Source organism: Roseimaritima sediminicola (assembly GCF_009618275.1).
Classification (GTDB): domain Bacteria; phylum Planctomycetota; class Planctomycetia; order Pirellulales; family Pirellulaceae; genus Roseimaritima; species Roseimaritima sediminicola.
Genome location: NZ_WIAD01000015.1, coordinates 1 through 16,380, shown reverse-complemented (window position 1 = coordinate 16,380; position 16,380 = coordinate 1). Strand labels below are relative to the sequence as shown.

At 66.4% G+C, this 16,380-nt stretch carries 10 protein-coding genes; 7 read left to right on the top strand and 3 right to left on the bottom strand.

The window, feature by feature from the left end:
- Positions 1-47: 47 nt before the first annotated feature.
- Positions 48-536 carry a hypothetical protein gene (locus tag GE027_RS09715; RefSeq protein ID WP_153556998.1) on the bottom strand — a complete coding sequence of 163 codons (489 nt, stop codon included), beginning with the start codon at positions 534-536 and terminating at the stop codon, positions 48-50.
- Positions 533-4,540 (bottom strand): S1 RNA-binding domain-containing protein, encoded by a 4,008-nt coding sequence (locus GE027_RS09710; RefSeq protein WP_153556997.1) that lies wholly within the window; start codon positions 4,538-4,540, stop codon positions 533-535. Before GE027_RS09710 ends, GE027_RS09715 begins: the two co-directional genes overlap by 4 nt.
- Positions 4,541-5,391: 851 nt before the next feature.
- Between GE027_RS09710 and GE027_RS09705 the strand changes: the two genes are divergently transcribed.
- The gene (locus tag GE027_RS09705; protein ID WP_162006657.1) at positions 5,392-6,714 is read left to right on the top strand and encodes a phospholipase D-like domain-containing protein; all 1,323 of its coding nucleotides are present in this window, start codon (positions 5,392-5,394) and stop codon (positions 6,712-6,714) included.
- Positions 6,715-6,788: 74 nt separating this feature from the next.
- Here GE027_RS09705 and GE027_RS09700 read toward each other — a convergent pair whose 3' ends face one another.
- Complete coding sequence (locus GE027_RS09700; protein ID WP_153556995.1) at positions 6,789-7,994, bottom strand: hypothetical protein; 1,206 nt, start codon at positions 7,992-7,994, stop codon at positions 6,789-6,791.
- A 269-nt stretch (positions 7,995-8,263) separates the two neighbouring features.
- On the opposite strand from GE027_RS09700, the gene GE027_RS09695 reads away from it, so the two are divergent.
- The 6 genes from GE027_RS09695 to GE027_RS09670 all read left to right on the top strand — a co-directional run.
- Positions 8,264-9,589, top strand: coding sequence for a hypothetical protein (locus tag GE027_RS09695; protein WP_153556994.1), 1,326 nt, complete (start codon positions 8,264-8,266; stop codon positions 9,587-9,589).
- Positions 9,590-9,732: 143 nt separating this feature from the next.
- The gene (locus GE027_RS09690; protein WP_153556993.1) at positions 9,733-10,755 is read left to right on the top strand and encodes a hypothetical protein; all 1,023 of its coding nucleotides are present in this window, start codon (positions 9,733-9,735) and stop codon (positions 10,753-10,755) included.
- 20 nt (positions 10,756-10,775) lie between these two features.
- The gene (locus GE027_RS09685) at positions 10,776-12,221 is read left to right on the top strand and encodes a DUF11 domain-containing protein (protein ID WP_153556992.1); all 1,446 of its coding nucleotides are present in this window, start codon (positions 10,776-10,778) and stop codon (positions 12,219-12,221) included.
- 92 nt (positions 12,222-12,313) lie between these two features.
- Entirely contained in the window at positions 12,314-14,068 is a 1,755-nt protein-coding gene (gene ggt, locus GE027_RS09680) for a gamma-glutamyltransferase (protein WP_153556991.1), read from the top strand.
- An 84-nt stretch (positions 14,069-14,152) separates the two neighbouring features.
- Positions 14,153-14,902, top strand: a complete 750-nt coding sequence (locus tag GE027_RS09675; RefSeq protein ID WP_237607432.1) for a uracil-DNA glycosylase family protein — start codon at positions 14,153-14,155, stop codon at positions 14,900-14,902.
- Between the two features lie 39 nt (positions 14,903-14,941).
- Positions 14,942-16,380, top strand: a 1,439-nt coding sequence (locus GE027_RS09670; protein ID WP_237607431.1) for a MerR family transcriptional regulator, incomplete at its 3' end; no start/stop codon positions are given.

The following is a 16,380-nucleotide window of genomic DNA, read 5'->3' as shown; positions in this document are numbered from 1 at the left end:
CTGTGGTTTCGCTTCACAGGCTGGAAGCCTATGCCACAGAGTAGCCGTTACTGGCTGCTGGCGTAGCGCTCGGCGTATTCGACCACCCAGGCGTCGATCATCTGCTCGAACGTTTCGCGGTCGACTTCCTGCAGGCGGTCGAAGTGGCTGCGGTTGAAGACCTCTTTGTTGGCGACCGTGCCCTTGCCCTTGAGCTCCAGGACGAAGTAATCGTTCAGCGGCCGGATGACCAGTTCCAGGCGGCTGTACAGGCTGTTGCGGCGGCCACCCTGGACGTCCAAGTTGTCGCGCCAACAGGCCGCCCCCCAGCCCTTCTCGCCGTACAGCGTTTCGACGCGGAAGCCGGGGAAATGGTTGGCCAGCCGGGCCACGGCCGTCTCGATCCGCTCCGACAGGGCCAGCCGGTGACTGGTGTGCAGCCGCCGCAGCTCCTCTTCGCTGAGCTGTTGCTGACGCTCGGCTTCTCGGTGCAGCTCGCCGCGGCGCTGGCCGCGAGCGATCGCCGCGTCGAGTCTTCGTTCCAGATCATCGCTCATTGATCGGACTCGCTTTTGCCTTCGTCTCGATTGGGGGCAGGGTCGGAAGCGGCGGGCGACGAGGCCGCCGGCGCGTTATCGGCCGAGCCGCTGGCTTGAGCGGCCGGGGATGCGGCGTCCGCCGGCGGTCCCTCGGGCTGGGAAGGCGTGGCCTGCGACGCCGAATTCTCTGCCGTTGCGTGCTGGCCGGCTTCGTCTTTCACCGGTTCGCCCGGAGCGGAGGCTTGCTCTGCCGATGCATGCTTTGCGTCGTCCTGCTTCGGGGCGTCTTGCTTCGGGGGGGCCTTCTTTGCCGGGGCCTCTTGGGCCGGGGCCGACTGGGTTTTCAAGAACTGGGCCAGGTCGCCGAAGGAACGCATCGGTTCCTCGCCGGTCTTCATCGCTTCGGTGATCGGCGGTGGTGGATCGTTGCTGCGAGCGACTTTGGTGTAGACGCGGGGTGCCGCATCGCGTGAGCTGCGGCGATCGGAATCGCGCGAGCCGCGTCCTCGTCGGCCACCTTCACCACCGCGACCGCGGCCGCCGGCGCCGCGTTGACCGCCACCGCGTTGGCCGCCGCCACCGCGCTGCTGGCCGCCGCGGGCTGGGCCGCCACCGCCTCGCGGTGGTCCGCCGCGACCACGAGAGCCGCGTTGGCCCTGTCGCTGTTGACGCTCGGTGGCGAGTTCGGCTTCGCGTTCGGGCGAGACCGCGGACAGGGCCACGCGTCGCCGCTTGGTGTCGACGCCGGTGACCCAGGCCACCATCACGTCGCCCACCTGGACCGCTTCGTTCATGTCTTCGACGAACCGATCCGACAACCGGCTGACATGGATCAGGCCGTTGCAGTCGGGGCCCAGTTCGACGAAGACGCCAAAGCCGGCGACGCCGACGACGATCCCGGCGACTTTGGCGCCCGGTTTCAGATCGCTCAGCTTCGGCACCCGCTGCATGGTCGCCGTGGGCGGTTCCAGTGACACGCCTCCGCTGCTGAACGGATCGCACACCCAATGGACGATCTGCTCGGCACGATACTTACCGATCTGCCACTCTTTGATTCGCTTCTGGATCTCGCTCTTGTCAGGCAGCGGATGCCGATAGGGTTCCACCACGGCAACCGGCTCCGGCGCGGGGCTGGATTCGGCAGCCGCCTTGTCCTTCTTGCTGCCGGCAAATCCCTCCAGCGGCAGCTCCGCTTCACTCGTGGTCGCTGCGCCGGACTCGGAATCAGCTTCGCCGGATTCGGTTGTCGCCTCACCGGTCTCGGTTGCCGCTTCACCGGTCTCGGTTGCTGCTTCACCGGTCTCAGCTGCCGCCTCACCGGTTTCGGTTGTTGACTCGCCGGTCTCGGTAGCGGCTTCCCCAGCGGAGGCTTCCGTGGAGTCGGCTTCCGGCGTGCTCTCTCCGCTCGACTCGCTCACAGCCTGCGATTCGTCTGCCGCCTGCGTCCCCTCCGCGGCCGGAGTTTCATCGGCGGCCGGAGTTTCATCGGCGGCCGGAGTGTCATCGGCGGCCGGAGTTTCTTCGGCCGTTTTCGCTTCTTCGGCCGTTTTCGCTTCTTCGGCCGTTTTCGCTTCTTCGGCGCTTTGAGCTTCGTCGGCGGCTTGGGGTTCGGTTTCCTCGGCGGTTTCGGCGCCGTATTTCGGTGGCTCGTAGCCGGGCGGCATGGCTGGCGGAGCGGGCAGGTCCAACGCGCCCATCAGTTTCTCGGCCAGGGCGTAATCATTGGGATGGATCAGGGTGCCGTCGAGCGTCTGCTGGCTGCCAAAGACGCGGAGGAAGCCCAGGGCTTGATTGCGGGCCACCGCGTCCGGCCAGGGAAGGTCTTCCAGGGCGTCGCGGGAGTCGAACAGGGCTTCGTGGCGGCGCGTGTCAATCTGTTCGGCGACCGTTTCGTTCATCCCGGGCAGACGCGACAGCCAGGAGGGTTCGGCGCCGTTGACGTCCACGCCGTCGCTGCTGACGCCGCTGACCATCACGTCGGTGATGGCTTCGGCCAGGGCATCGTCGGACAATTCTCGCTGGAACGACCCCAGACGCAGCTTGGTTGGATCCACCTTGGTCAGGGCTTGAGCCGGGGTGAGCACCTGGAAGGCCAGCCAAGTGGCCGCGCGGAAACGCCGCGGGGTGCTGCGCATCTCGCGGTTTCCGACCGGGCCGCTGGCATACAGGTCCGCGCCGCTGCGATCGGCCAACGCCCAACGCAGCGATCCCGGTTGGGATTGTTCCAGCAATTCGTTCAGCAGCACCAGGGTCGCGCGGCGGGCCGGACCGTTGCTGACCACGATCAGGTCGACGTGGTGCTGGTGCAGCAGTTCACCCAGGCGCGTGACGGCTTGCTGACGAGCCGCGGCGGACAGCTGGCAGGGCAGGTCTTCGGTGCCCAGCAAGCGGCCATCGGCGGTGACGATCGCGATGGCGACCGTCTGCGGCCCGACCGCATCGATCGACAGCACCACACGAGCGTCGACCGGTTCGCGCAGCATTTGTTTGCGAAGGTGGCCGGCCGCAACGCGGACCAAGCGTGTCGCGGCGGCGTCGAGCAATTCGTCCCACCACGCGCTTTCGCAGGTCTCGCGGATCAAAGCCTGGTGCGTGCCGACGATCTCTTGAAGCTTGTCGCCCAGGGCGTTGTTCCAACCCGCGGCGGTTTTCTGTAGATGCGCCGTCAGCTGGGCGGCATCGTACTGAAAGGCGCACTTGGCGACCTGCGAACGCAGGGCCCGGCCCAGCATCACCTTTTGGAATGCCGTCAGCTTGCCCGGCGCGTGCGTCTTGCCGGCCAGCGGCTGCAGGACGCCAACCAACCACCGACGCCGTCGCTGGCGCGGGGAGATCTTTTTCTTCTTCTTGGACTTGGGCGCTTCGCCCGCAGCTTTCTTGTCGCCCGCAGCTTTCTTGTCGGCTTTCTTGCCGGCCGCTTGCGACTTGCTGGTCGCCGGCGACTCGCCCGAACCGCTGGCCGGGGCGGAAGCGTCTCCGGAGGCTTTTCCGGAGGCTTTGTCAGCGGTGTCAGCTTCAGCAGGGCTGGCAGCTTCGGCGGGCTTGGCGGTTTCGGCAGACGCGGTGGGCTGGGCAGCTTCGGTCGCCGGCGCCGCATCCGCTTCGGTGGCTGGGGAATCCGCGGCGACTGGTTCCGCAGCGGCTTCGGTTGTCGCAGCTTCGGCGGCTGGTGCTTCGGCCGCTGGTGCGTCGGTCGCGGGTGCTTCGGCCGCTGGTGCTTCGGTGGCGGGGGCTTCGGCCGCGGGGGCTTCGGTGGCGGCAGGAGCTGGTGACGCCGTATCGGCTGGCGGCGTGGTTTCGCCGGTGGCGTCGGCCGATGGTGCGCTCTCGCTCTGCGATTCGGCCTTGGGGGCTTCGTCTACTTGGGCGTCCCGTGGTTTCTCGTCGCGTTGTTTGCTTTGGCCTTTCTGGCGGTCGCCTTTTTTGTTTTGGTTCTTGCTTTCCTGCTCGTCTTCGGGCCCATGGGGGTCGGAGACTTCGAGGACTTGGATGCGAGCATTCTTGGCCAACCAGCGAACGCCGGCTTGGATCAACCGCGGGTCAGCGGCCACGCGATCGGCGAGCGCTTCGTCCAGGCCGGTCAGGCCATCGGGTTGGCCGATCGCTTCGGCCAGGGTGGCCGGTTCACCGCTGTCGCCACGCTGAGGCGAGAGCAGGCGTGCGGCCAGTTGTTGGGCGGCCGGTGCGGATTCGGTCGGCTCGGCGCGGAGGCGTCGGGCCAGGCGATCCAGGACGCAGCGATTGCGGGCGTCGTTGATGACCCGTTGGATGGCCGGATCTTGGGTTGCCGTTTGCTGCCAGCGCTGACGCAGCTCTTCGCGGCGCTGTTTGAGTTTGTCCTCGATCCGGACCGCATCGAGCAGCGACCAGAGGGCCGTCTCGGGTAACCCGCCTAGCTCGTCGCGGCGATAGCGAGCGAGAAACGGAGGCAGGTAGCCTTGTTCGAGCAGCGGAAGAGCGTTACGCAGGTTGGTTGCATCGCACCGTTCGTGACGGGCAATCGCTTCAAGATCAACGGACATGCAGAAAGAAGCTCGAATGCGGCTGGACCGATAGCGGCCCCGCGCAATTGTAAGGGTAAGGGCGGATTGTCAGCGTCGATGGGCTTTGCGAATCTAGGGCCTCTCTGGGGCCCTGTCAACCGACGGGCGGCCCCGCGCGGTCGGGCGGTGGTGGGGAGCTTTGTCCTGCCGCGGGCCTGCTAAGCACGTCGGCATGAATCTTTCGGTGAAACCCCGCGACAACACCCTCCCGCGCAGCGGGAGGGTCGGGCTCTTAGGCCCGGGGAGGGCCCTGCGAAAACCCTCTCCGGGCCTAAGAGCCCGACTCTCCCAAAGGGAGAGTGATGCCGAATTAAAGGTTGCGACGTGCTTAGCAACTTCCGCCGCCACCACGCTTTAGCTCGGCCAGCGTTTCGGCTTCGCGGCCGCTTCGCGAGACAGGCCGCAAAGCTTCCCTATCCGCTATGCCCCGAGCCGACCGGCCGCATGTTCGTCGCAGTCGCTAGGAAAAGCATTAGCGCTGCAGTCGGGTAGCCCGAAGTCCTACTAAGCATCCGCCGGGACGGAATCGGTTTCTCGGGGGCGTGGTTAGTTGTCCGGCGAGCAGGCGGCTTGTCAAAAACCCGACAGCTCGCGACGTCCTCTTCGTACGCCAGTCACGCAGTCAATCAGTCATGCCGGACCCCTGGCCGTCGAGCGAAGAGGCCGCGCCCCATCCCGCGCCCCATCCAGCGGGGACAGTGCACGCCGGACCGGGGACAGTGCACGCCGGACCGGGCGGGGATGGACGGGGCCGGGCGGGCGCAGCGTGGACGGCGGGACGACGCGGTCGTTGGCCGCTATGCCGGGACTGGTTCCGCTTCGCCGTCGTTGTGTCGCTTGCCCTGATGTTCAGCTGGTTTGCTAGCACCGCTCGGGCCGACACGTTCCGTTTGCTGCCCGACGACGCGCAAGCGCTGCAGGTGCGGGTGGATCTGATCCAGCAGGCGCAGCACGAGATCGATTGCGCGTACTACGGAGCCGATACGGGGCGTGTTCCGGCGGCGGTACTCAGCCTGTTGGTCGAAGCGGCTCAGCGAGGCGTTCGCGTCCGTCTGCTGGTCGACGGATTGATGTCGCGGCTGCCCGAGGGGCTGCATCGCACGCTTCGTCACCATGGCGTCGATATCCAGATCTATCGGCCGCCCGACGGCCTGAGCTTTCGGGTCTGGAACAAACGGATGCACGACAAGCTGTTGATCGTTGACAAGCGTCGGTTGATCGTCGGCAGCCGCAACCTGCAGGATGCGCATTTTGGCGTGCGTGACCCGCGCTTTATGGATTGCGATGCGTTCATCGAGGGCTCCACCGCGGCCCGTGCCGCGGCGTACTTCCAGTGGATGTGGGACCAGCCGCACGTGCGGCCGCTGGAGGCGGTCAATCTGTGGGGACGCACGGTCGCCAGCCGTCTACCGCTTGTCAAAGATGCTTGGCGACGAGCCTGGCAGCAGGCGGACAGTCCCGAGGTCCATCTCCAGCTGATGTGGATCTCGCGCCAGGGCCTGATCGATCGCGGCATGATCTCGCTGGACACCGGCAACGACTGGTCGAGCGGTGGCGACAGGGGCGTCCCGCTGGAACTGGTGCACGAGGTCGACGCCGATAAATCACAACGCTGGGTGCAGCGACGATTGCTGCGTTTGATCGACAGCAGTACCCGGTCGCTGCTGATTCAGACGCCCTATCCGGTGTTCACCGATGACGCGATGCGAGCCCTTTTCGCGGCTCGGCATCGCGGCGTGCGGGTCGTGCTGTGCACCAACAGCCTGCACAGCACCGACCGTTTGATCACGTTTTCCGCTTTTGAAAACATCAAGGACGCGTTGCTGGCCGCCGGTGTGGAGATCTACGAAATGCCGGGCCCCGAACATCTGCACAGCAAAGCCATGGTGATCGACGATGCGGTCGGCGTGATCGGCAGCTACAACTTCGACGAGCGATCGGCAAAGCTGAATACCGAAGTGTGCGTCATCGCCCCGGATGTCCGGGTGGCGATGCGGCTGCGACGGATGGTCGAAGATCAAATGAGCGGTGGCCGCCGGGTGGGCGTTTCGCCACCGTTGCTCGAAGACCAACATCCGGCCGTGGGACGAGGTCGCGAGTGGACGATGCAGATGGGACGCTTGCTGGTGCCGCCGATCCGGTGGCTGTTGTAAGCGCGGCCTCTTTTTGCCCTCGCCCTGAACCGAGGCCGTTCGCCGAAACGGCTCACTAGAATCGACAGCGCGTGCTAGCGCGTCAGCAGCCGCTGCTGTTTCTCGGTGACCTGGATACCGAAGTGTTCGAGGTAGCGTTGGGTGTCGTTGGTGTAGTTGACATCGTTCTCGCCGGTTTCCAAGCGGAAATGGGTTTCCGGAGCGGGATCGATGGCGCGAAGGTCGTAGATTTTCAGGTAACTGATCAACCGCCGCTGGTCGGGATCGCTGTCGCTCCAGTACTCAAAGCGTACGGGCAAGCCTTTGCCGAACCCGTTTTCGTTGTCGTCCGCGGCGATCGCGATCGCGATGGCTTGCGGGCACAGCGGCGGCCAGTCCTGGCGGTTTCCGCCGGCCAGGATGCGGTCCCGAGCGGCGGGACGCAGGGCGCCTTTGAGCATCCACACCGGACGGCCTTCCAGTTCGCCGGGCACCTGTTGCAAGTCGTAGTCGGCCGCAGCGCGTTCGAGCATTTCGATCAGCCCGCCGACGCGCAGCCGCGGTGAGATGCCCGACAGGCGGGCCGCGACCAATTCGTCCAGCCGACCTACGTCGACGCGGCGCAGACGCACGTCCTGGCCGACCTGCTCGCGAGTCCAGGCCAGCCGTCCATCGCATTTCTGCAACAGTTGGCATTTCTGGTCCTGACTGATGGAGATGTCCATATCCATATGCACGCGGCCCGTATTGCCGCCGGCCTGTTCGTAGCGGCCGACGCCTACGGCCGTGTGGTCCAGGGTCCGCACGTGCTGGGTCAGTTTGGCGTCGAAGGCGGATCCCGAAGCCAATAGGGTTACCGTGCGTTGGATCAAAACCCGGGCGGCTTGCCGCCGCAGCTGGACGCCTTCGGTATCCCCGTCCGGTCCAGCTCCCGCGGCCCTTTCGATCCGGCCGCGGTGCAGAGGGTTCCGGTCGCCGGCGACCGGTTCTTTGTCGGTTCCGCCGCGAGCAACCGCCTCCCGGCGGCCGGCAGCGCCGGGCCTCGTCGCCGGACCCCTGACGGCATGCGGAACGTTCGAGCTGCGTTCGGCTGGTTCCGCGACGGCGTAGGCCGTGGCGTGGGCCGGTTCTTGGGCGGTCAGCGGTTCTTGGGCGGTCAGCGGTTTTTGGGCGGTCAGCGGTTTTTGGGCGGTCAGCGGGCCCGCGGAACCGACCGCGAGCCCCGCGATCGCCGCCCCGGCCAGCACGATCGCCGCAGGGCTTTTTCGAAAGCGGTTTTTCGCGTTGCGCCTATTGTTCATGGGATGTCGATTGATCTTCGTGGGCCGGTTGTACCGGTTTTGTCAAAGAAAGACCCCCGGTTGTGCCGATTGCTGTTTATCAGCGGCCCAAGGTCTGCTCGCGTCGGTTTTTCGAACCGGGGCGGATGTTAGGCCGCTGTGATGGTTCACGTCCAGCCGAATCGCTGGGGTGGCAACCGAAATTGCATGGATTAGCGACTCTCCGCACACCTTCAGAAACGAGTTCTGTTCGACCGGCCGCGAGAGCGGTCTTGCCGAAGGGGGAAAAGATGAAACGACTTGTGACCCACTTATCGCTGTGCCTTGCCGCAGCGGTGTTGGCGGCCGGTTGTACTCCGGTACGCCACAACTTGCCACCTGAACAGCGTTTGTTGGAGCCGGGCCCCGGCGTCGGCGGCCCCGGCCCCGGCGTCCTGGGACCGCCCGCGATGGCTCCTCCCGGCGCCGGCATGATGGGCGCCGGCATGATGGGAGCCGGGATGCCCGGTGGCGGAGCGGCCTGCCCGCCCGGCGCTGCGCCCGCGGCCGGCATGCATTACGGTGCGATGCCCGCGGCCGAGGCCGCCTCGTCGCTGGCCGGCGACGACAACGACGGCCAGATCGCTCAGGTCCAGTACTGCGGACCCGGCGGACCCGGCGGCGGCATGATGGGCCCCGGCGGCATGCCGATGGGACCGCCGCCGACGGTTCAGGTGACCTTCAGCAAGCCCGAATCGATGCACGTCCGCTACAGCATCAGCGGACCGGGCACGTTCGACAGCGAACCGTTGGTCGTGCCGGCCCGGCAGAACTTTCCCCAGGGCGGCCTGTACCGCTTGAAAGTGACCAACATCATCAACCGCGAAGGGGTCGAGTTGTATCCGACCCTGGAGCTGGCCTTTGCCAATCCTCGCACCGGAGCTTACCTGGCGCACAACGCGATCCCGGTCCAGTTCACCGAGGAGGACCTGGATCAGGTCTTGACCGGCAACTTCGTCACCAAAGTGATCTACCTGCCGGATCCGGACTTCCAAGGTCCCGCCCTGGCCGGAATCGATACGCTGGTCAGCACGCGTTTGGATCCGGGCGTCGACCCGATCGTCGAAGCCGACCGCCGCGGTTCGATCCTGGCAATCATCCGCTTGGGTGACAAAGACATCGAAATGGCTCAGGGCATCGACGCCGGATACGCCGGTGGGATGGCCATGGCCGGAGGCCTGCCGATGCCGTTCGCCCCGAGTGCCAGCTGCGGCGAAGGGTCCTGCGGACCCGGCGGCGGCGGTGGTGGCGGACGACCCGCCGCACTGCCCGGAATGATCTCCGGCGTGAACGTGCCGCAGTACGGAATGCCTTCGGTGGGAACCCCGATCGGTCTGCCCGGTCCGCCCCACATTCCCCTGGGAGCTCCGGCGGGTCTGAAGAAGCATGTGATGAAGAACCACACGCACATGAACATCCCGCAGCCGGTCGACAAGGTCAAAATCGGCGTTCGCATGACTCCGGGATACAGCTATCCCAATCCGGTCAGCCGGATCCATGTCAACGAACAGAACATCCATCCGGGTGTGCCGCACGGCCGACCGCACTTCGACCGTCACAGCAAGCACGTCGATTGATCGCCGTACTGATGCCGCGACGGATGAATGGCCCAAAGCTCTGCCCCCGAGGCGTTTCCTCGGGGGCATGATGCGTTGCCGCCGGGCGAGTCGCCCGGAGAGTCACCGCCCCCAACCTGTTTTGCTGAATAGCTCCGATGTGCATGTCCATTGAAACGCTGGTGCGGTCGCTGTCTGCCGCAGCCGTTCTGCTCGCCTGCGGAACGCTCCAAGCCCAGGTTCCCAGCACGGTTCCGCAGGGGGCGGTCAATTACCTGTTCTCGGCTCAGATGCCGCCCGGCGCCGTCGGAGCCGCTCGACTGCAGCGCCGCGGCCCGGTGCAGAACTACTACCAACCGGTGCGCTTCTCCGGACCCGAAGGCGTCCGCTTTGCAATGGCGGAGAACGGCCAGTTCCTCCGCTCCGAAGCGGACTGGGAACGGGCCGCCGGCGTGAGCGGGCAAGCAGCCGTGAGCGAGCAAGCGGGCGTAAGCGGGCAAGCGGGCGTAAGCGGGCAAGCGGGCGTAAGCGGGCAAGCGGCCGTGAGCGATCAAGCAGCCGCGGCGGATCGGGGGTTGTACTGTGGCCTGTTGGTCGGTGCCGTATACCGCTTCAAGATCACGGGCATCCCGCAGGAACCCGGACGCGAACTGTTTCCGACCGTCGAGGTCATCGACCGCACCTATCCACCGCCGGGGCAGGCACACCGTTTTCCGATTCATATTAATTTGGAACTGGCCGACCTGACCGACGCACTGGCCGGACGGATGGTCACCCGCGTGGTCTATCTGGAAGACCCGCAAACCGCCCTGCCGATCGCCGAAACGGTCGATACAGCTCGCTCTCTGGAAGTGATGCACCACCAGGATCCGCTGCAGGTCGCCGACCAGATGGGCCGGCCCGTAGCCATCGTCCGGATCGGATCGATGACGCCGCCGAACGAGCCCAGTTTGCAGGCCCAGTTCTTCTTTGGCGGTCCGCCCTGGATCGCCATGCAGCCGCCTCGCGTTGCCGCCCAGATTCCGCCGGGCGAAGGTGTGGCCGTCCGCACGCCGCATATCCCGCGAACCGACGTGCCCCCGGCCACCAGGGCACCGCTGCCCACGATTCCGGCGACCAGAGGCCCGGCCATCGCTCATCCTTACGGAACCGGTGCCCCGGCGACCGCTCCGCAGTACCGACGATAAATGTCAAAAGAGTGCTTTCGATGAATCACCACCGAGATCGTTTTCTGTTGCCATCGGCCGCTCTCGTGCTGGCGGCCTGGACGTTTGGCATGGCCGGATGCGCGACCACCGAGGTGCCGTTTGCCGCGCCCCGGGCCGGGGTGCCTGCGAACACTTCGGTTCCGCCGGCCGGTCCCGCGCCCGCAGCGGTGCCCCCGAGCGCCGCCCAGCCCACGGCCGCTTGGGGGCCTGTTGGCCAGCCGGCCGTCGCTGCGGTTTCGCATACCGCTCCGCTGGCATCGGCCACGCCCGCACCGGCGGCTGTGGCCCGAGCCCACGCGCCAGGCGTCTCCAGCGAAATCGGCAACAGCCAGCCCGGGGCCGCAAACCCGGCGGCCGTCACGGCGGATTACACGGTTGATGCCGCCGGTGGCGAAGACACTCAGGTCGCGGCGGCCGGATGGGGGCGGGCGGCGTCCAGGCCGGTAGGCGGGCCGGGCTCTGAAAGCGATTCCGCCGGGTGCGGTTGTTGCTCCAAGTCGCGTTACTTCACCAGTGGTCCCTGGAACCAGACGGGCGTGGATCCGCAGGAATTCCTGTGCGACGGCGGCGACTACCGCGACGACGCTCACGTTCGTCGCGACGACGCCATCGTGGGCGTCGACCTGGAAGACACGGTCGTCAAGTACACGACCGAAGCCGGCGACATCCACGTCCAGCCCAGCAATCGCGTCTGCTTGTACGCTCCGCGTTTCGCGGCTGTTCGCAAGGTGACCGAAGCGGCGGCGGGGGGCCGAGCCGTCGGTGCGAAGGGTTACGACCTGCCGGAAGGACCGGGAAGAATCGATCTGAACCAGCCCAGCAGCGCGGTCACCGCCCAGCACGGACCCGAACGCCAGGTCGCCGCCCGGACACCCGATGCGATGCGGGACCGCAACCGCGGGGTGCCCGTGGAAAACGTCGACCAACCGTTGTTGGCCGAAGATACGGTCGCCGTACTGGCCAATCTGAGCCTGATGGTGCGAGGTCAATTGACCGAAGCCGACAAGCCGTGGCTGAGCAAAGGGGCGCTGGCCGCCGAGACCTGGACGATCGAGGAGAACGTGGCCGTGACGGTCAACGATGTCAAACCCGTCGAACAGATTCGCCACGCCGCGGCCGAGGGCCTGACGGTCTACGAATTCCCCGACGCGGGACGGCTGCGGATCGCCAAACTGGCCGACAAGCACAACGCCCTGCCCGGCGACATCGTGACGTTCCTGTTACGAGTCGACAACGTGGGCGATTCTCCGGTGCATGACATTGTCTTGACCGATAACCTGACGACGCGGCTGGAGTACGTCGAAGGCAGCCAGACCTGCAGCGTGGGTGCGGAATTCGAGACCCAACAGAACCAAGGTGCGTCGCTGCGATTGTCCTGGCGGTTGACCGACCGGCTGGGGGTGGGCGAGAGCGCTTCGATTCGCTTCCGTTGCCGCGTAAGATAAAACGTTTTGACGCGGCGCCGGAAACGGAAACGGAAACGGAAACAAGAACGAAAACGAGAATCAACCCGCGCTCCCGCAACCCGAGGCCACGCATGCTCAACCGTCGAGAAACCCTGAGGGCCGCCCTGGCCCTAGCCGGCACCGCCGGGATCGGTGCCCGGTGTACCGCTCAGACCACCGCCGTATCGGGCTACCGTCCGGCGGATGTGCTGCGCGGGCCGGCGGGGATGGCCGTCAGCAATTCCGCGGCCGCCAGCAGCGCCGGTCGCGACATCTTGGCTGCCGGCGGCAATGCCGTGGATGCCGCGGTGGCGGTCGCCTTTGCGTTGGCCGTGACGTGGCCCGAAGCCGGTAATATCGGCGGCGGCGGATTCATGATGATCGCGCCGCCCGAGCAGGATCCGGTGTGCGTGGATTATCGCGAAACCGCACCGCAAGCGGTTACGGCGACGACGTTGGCCGAGCAGACCGATCGACGGCACCCGCGGATGGTCGGCGTACCGGGAACGGTGCGCGGCTTGGCGCTTGCCCAGCAGAGCCACGGCCGGCTGTCCTGGCAGGCGGTGCTGCAGCCCGCGATCGCGCTGGCCGCCGGCGGATGCGTGGTCGAAGCCCCGCTGGCGGATTCACTCAACGCGGTTTTGGCGGCGGTCAGCAAATCGACCGCCCCCTGGCACCGACCGCTGGAGCAAACCTTTGGGCACCCCCAGCGGCGGCGCTGGCGGGCCGGCGACCGCTTGGTTCAGCCGGTCTTGGCCGCGACGCTGCAGCGGATCGCCGAAGAGGGACCCGATGAATTCTACAGCGGCCAGACCGCCCGCTCCCTGGCAGATTATTTCGAACAGCACCAAGGCCTGATCACCGCCGAGGACCTCGAAGGCTATCAAGCCGTCCTGCGGCAGCCGATCCGCACGAACTTTGCCGGCCACCAGGTGTGGGCCGCTCCGCCGCCCTCGTCCGGCGGAGTGGCTTTGCGGTTGGCCCTGCAAATGATCGAACACGTGGGGATGCCCGATCCGGGCGACGCCGCCTGGACACCGATGACCGTTCACATCGTTGCCGAAGCGATGCGGCGGACGTTTCGCGAGCGAGCGGCGTATCTGGGCGATCCGGATTTCACGCCCCTGCCCGCCTGGCTTGGCCGCAGAGCGCACGCGGCGAAGCTGGCGGAAAGTATTTCCCGCAGCCGCGCCACTGACAGCCGGACGCTGGCCGGCGACATCCCGCTCGAGACGGGCCCGGTGGAAAGTCCTCAGACGACGCATTTCTCGGTCATCGATGCCGAGGGGATGGCCGTCTCGAACACCTATACCCTGGAAGCCTCGTGGGGATCGTGGCTGTTGGATCCGGCCACCGGTTTCGTGCTGAACAACGAGATGGGGGATTTTAATCCGGTGCCGGGCGTGACCGATCTGAAGGGCCAGATCGGTACTGCGCCCAACCAGTTGGCCCCCGGCAAACGCATGCTCAGTTCTCAGACGCCGACGATTGTCCGGCGCGACGGCAAGACCGTGTTGATCACGGGCAGTCCCGGCGGTCGCACGATCATCAACACCGTCCTGTGCGTGTTGGTCCAGCATCTGTTGTTCGCCCGTCCCCTGCCCGAGGCGATCGCCGCGCCGCGGTTCCATCACGGTTGGTTGCCGGACCAATTGCGGATCGAAACCGGCGGGCAAAGCCGCCTGGGCGAGCTCCGGGGACGGCTGGAGTCGTTGGGCCATCGCGTGGTCGAAACCCGTGGTCAGGGCGCCGCCCACAGCATCGCCATCGAGCCCGCCAGCGGGATCCGCGTGGGCGTCGCCGACGGTCGCCGGGGCGGACGCGTCGCCGCGACCTTGATCGGCTAGGCCTGATACGCTCCTTGCCCTATCGTGCAGGCTGTCGGCGACCGGCGCCGATGCGGGATGCCTAACATCGCTCAGGAAACGATCATGTCTGCGATCGAAGCGGCCACCGAAGCCGCCGAGGAACTTGCCGAAGCGGTCGATCGGCTGCGCTTTGCCGACCCGGTCACGCACGTCTACAACCCGCTGCGGTACGCCTGGCAGGCCCATCGCCAGTACCTGCAGATGTTGAATCCCGAGGGTTGCCGAGTCCTGTTCCTGGGCATGAATCCGGGCCCCTGGGGGATGGCGCAAAGCGGTGTGCCCTTCGGCCAGATCGAAGCGGTCAAGCAGTGGTTGGGAATCGACGCCCCGGTCGGTAAACCCGACAATGAGCATCCCAAGCGGCCGGTCGAAGGTTTGGATTGCCCGCGCAGCGAAGTCTCCGGCCAGCGGCTGTGGGGATGGATACGGGAGCGTTTCGGCACACCTGGCGATTTTTTCCGCGAACACTTTGTCGCCAATTACTGCCCGCTGGTATTCATGGAAGCCTCGGCGCGAAATCGTACGCCCGACAAACTGCCGGCCGCTGAACGCGAGCCGTTGGTCGAAGCCTGCGATGACCACCTGCTAAAACTGCTCGACGCCCTTCGCCCACGCTTCGCCGTCGGCGTGGGCATGTACGCCGAAAAATGTTTGCAGCGCGTCGCCCGGCAGGTCGCGGAGAACACGGCCGCTGAGGGGCACGACCTGCAGGTGACGCGAATCCTGCACCCCAGCCCCGCCAGTCCCGCCGCCAACCGCGGCTGGGCCCCGCAGGCGACCGAGCAAATGATCGCCGCCGGAGTCTGGCAATGATTCCTCGACCCTCCCCTGCTCACACGGAGACCTAACCGCGTGGCCGAAGACCCGGAACCGGATCCCTTGGACGATCCTTCGACACTCGACGACCCGCTGGACGACTCACCGATCGGCGCCGACGAGCTGGCCGATGATGCGCCGGCGGCCGACGAGAACTGGATCGTCGGCAAGCGGATCGCATTCGCGGGCAAACTGGGCGGCGTTTCCCGGCGCGAAGCGATGAAGATGGTCCGCGGCCAGGGCGCGATCGCCGTCGAAGGCGTGGACATCCGGGCGGACGTGATCGTCATCGGCGCCGAGGAATCGCCGTTGGCCGAAGCGGAGCTGTTGAGCGTGGAGGTTCGCAGTGCGGCCGGCCGCGGCGAACTGGAGGTGATCCACGAGACGGAGTTCTGGCAGCGTCTGGGATTGGTCGATTCGGAGCAGGCGGTCAAGCGGCTGTACACGCCGGCGATGCTGGCGGATCTGTTGGGCGTATCGGTGCGAGTGATCCGGCGCTGGCACCGGCGGGGGCTGATCGTGCCGGTGCGGACGGTTCACAAGCTGCCGTATTTTGATTTCCAGGAAATCGCCACGGCCCGGCGGTTGGCCGAGTTGGTGGCCGCCGGCGCGAGTCCTCAGGAGATCGAACGCAAACTGCTGGAGCTGAACCAGGTCATCGCCGATGTGCAGCGGCCGCTTGCGCAGTTGAGCGTCCTGGTCGAAGGCAAACAACTGCTGCTGCGACAGGGTGAGGGGCTGCTGGAACCGGGCGGCCAGCTGCGGATCGACTTCGACGCTCTGGAACAACCGCCCCAGACGCCTGCCGAGACTTCGCCCGCCATCCTTTCGCTGACCCCGTCCGTCGCGCCCCGCCGGTTTGATCCGGATGCCGCCGACGAAGGGCCGGCCGGGAACGACACGCTGTACGAATCCTCGCTGGAGTTTCCACCGCCGAATTGGCATCAGGCCCAAACGTCCGCCGGTGGCAGCGGCACACCGAACCCGCAGGACGATCCGCTGCAGCAGCAGGCCTACGACAGCGAAGATGCGGGAGAATTGGAAGTGGCGGTCGACCTGTACCACGCCATCCTGGCCCGCGATGGGGCGCGGGCCGACATCAGTTTCCAGCTGGGAGAATTGTTGTACCGGATGGGCGAAGTCGCCGCGGCTCGCGAGCGCTACTACATGGCGATCGAACTGGACGAAGCCTTCGTGGAAGCTCGAGCCAGCCTGGGCAGCGTGTTGGCCGAAACCGGACAGTTGGAACTGGCCGTGGCGGCGTTTCGCGGCACCCTGGCGATGCACGACGAGTACCCCGATGTGCACTACAACCTCGCCCGGACGCTGGACGACCTCCAGCGCAGCGAGGAGGCCGATCCGCATTGGCGACGGTTCCTACAGCTGGCGCCGAACAGCCCCTGGGCCGACGAAGCCCACCGGCGTCTGGAGCGGCATAGTAGCTCGGCTGTCCCAGCCGAGGACCGTACAGACTG

Coding starts and splice junctions, on each gene's coding strand:
- ggt (WP_153556991.1), top strand. CDS start 12,314: ATGCTCAACCGTCGAGAAACCCTGAGGGCCGCCCTGGCCCTAGCCGGC.
- GE027_RS09715 (WP_153556998.1), bottom strand. CDS start 536: ATGAGCGATGATCTGGAACGAAGACTCGACGCGGCGATCGCTCGCGGC.
- GE027_RS09685 (WP_153556992.1), top strand. CDS start 10,776: ATGAATCACCACCGAGATCGTTTTCTGTTGCCATCGGCCGCTCTCGTG.
- GE027_RS09690 (WP_153556993.1), top strand. CDS start 9,733: ATGTCCATTGAAACGCTGGTGCGGTCGCTGTCTGCCGCAGCCGTTCTG.
- GE027_RS09675 (WP_237607432.1), top strand. CDS start 14,153: ATGTCTGCGATCGAAGCGGCCACCGAAGCCGCCGAGGAACTTGCCGAA.
- GE027_RS09695 (WP_153556994.1), top strand. CDS start 8,264: ATGAAACGACTTGTGACCCACTTATCGCTGTGCCTTGCCGCAGCGGTG.
- GE027_RS09700 (WP_153556995.1), bottom strand. CDS start 7,994: ATGAACAATAGGCGCAACGCGAAAAACCGCTTTCGAAAAAGCCCTGCG.
- GE027_RS09710 (WP_153556997.1), bottom strand. CDS start 4,540: ATGTCCGTTGATCTTGAAGCGATTGCCCGTCACGAACGGTGCGATGCA.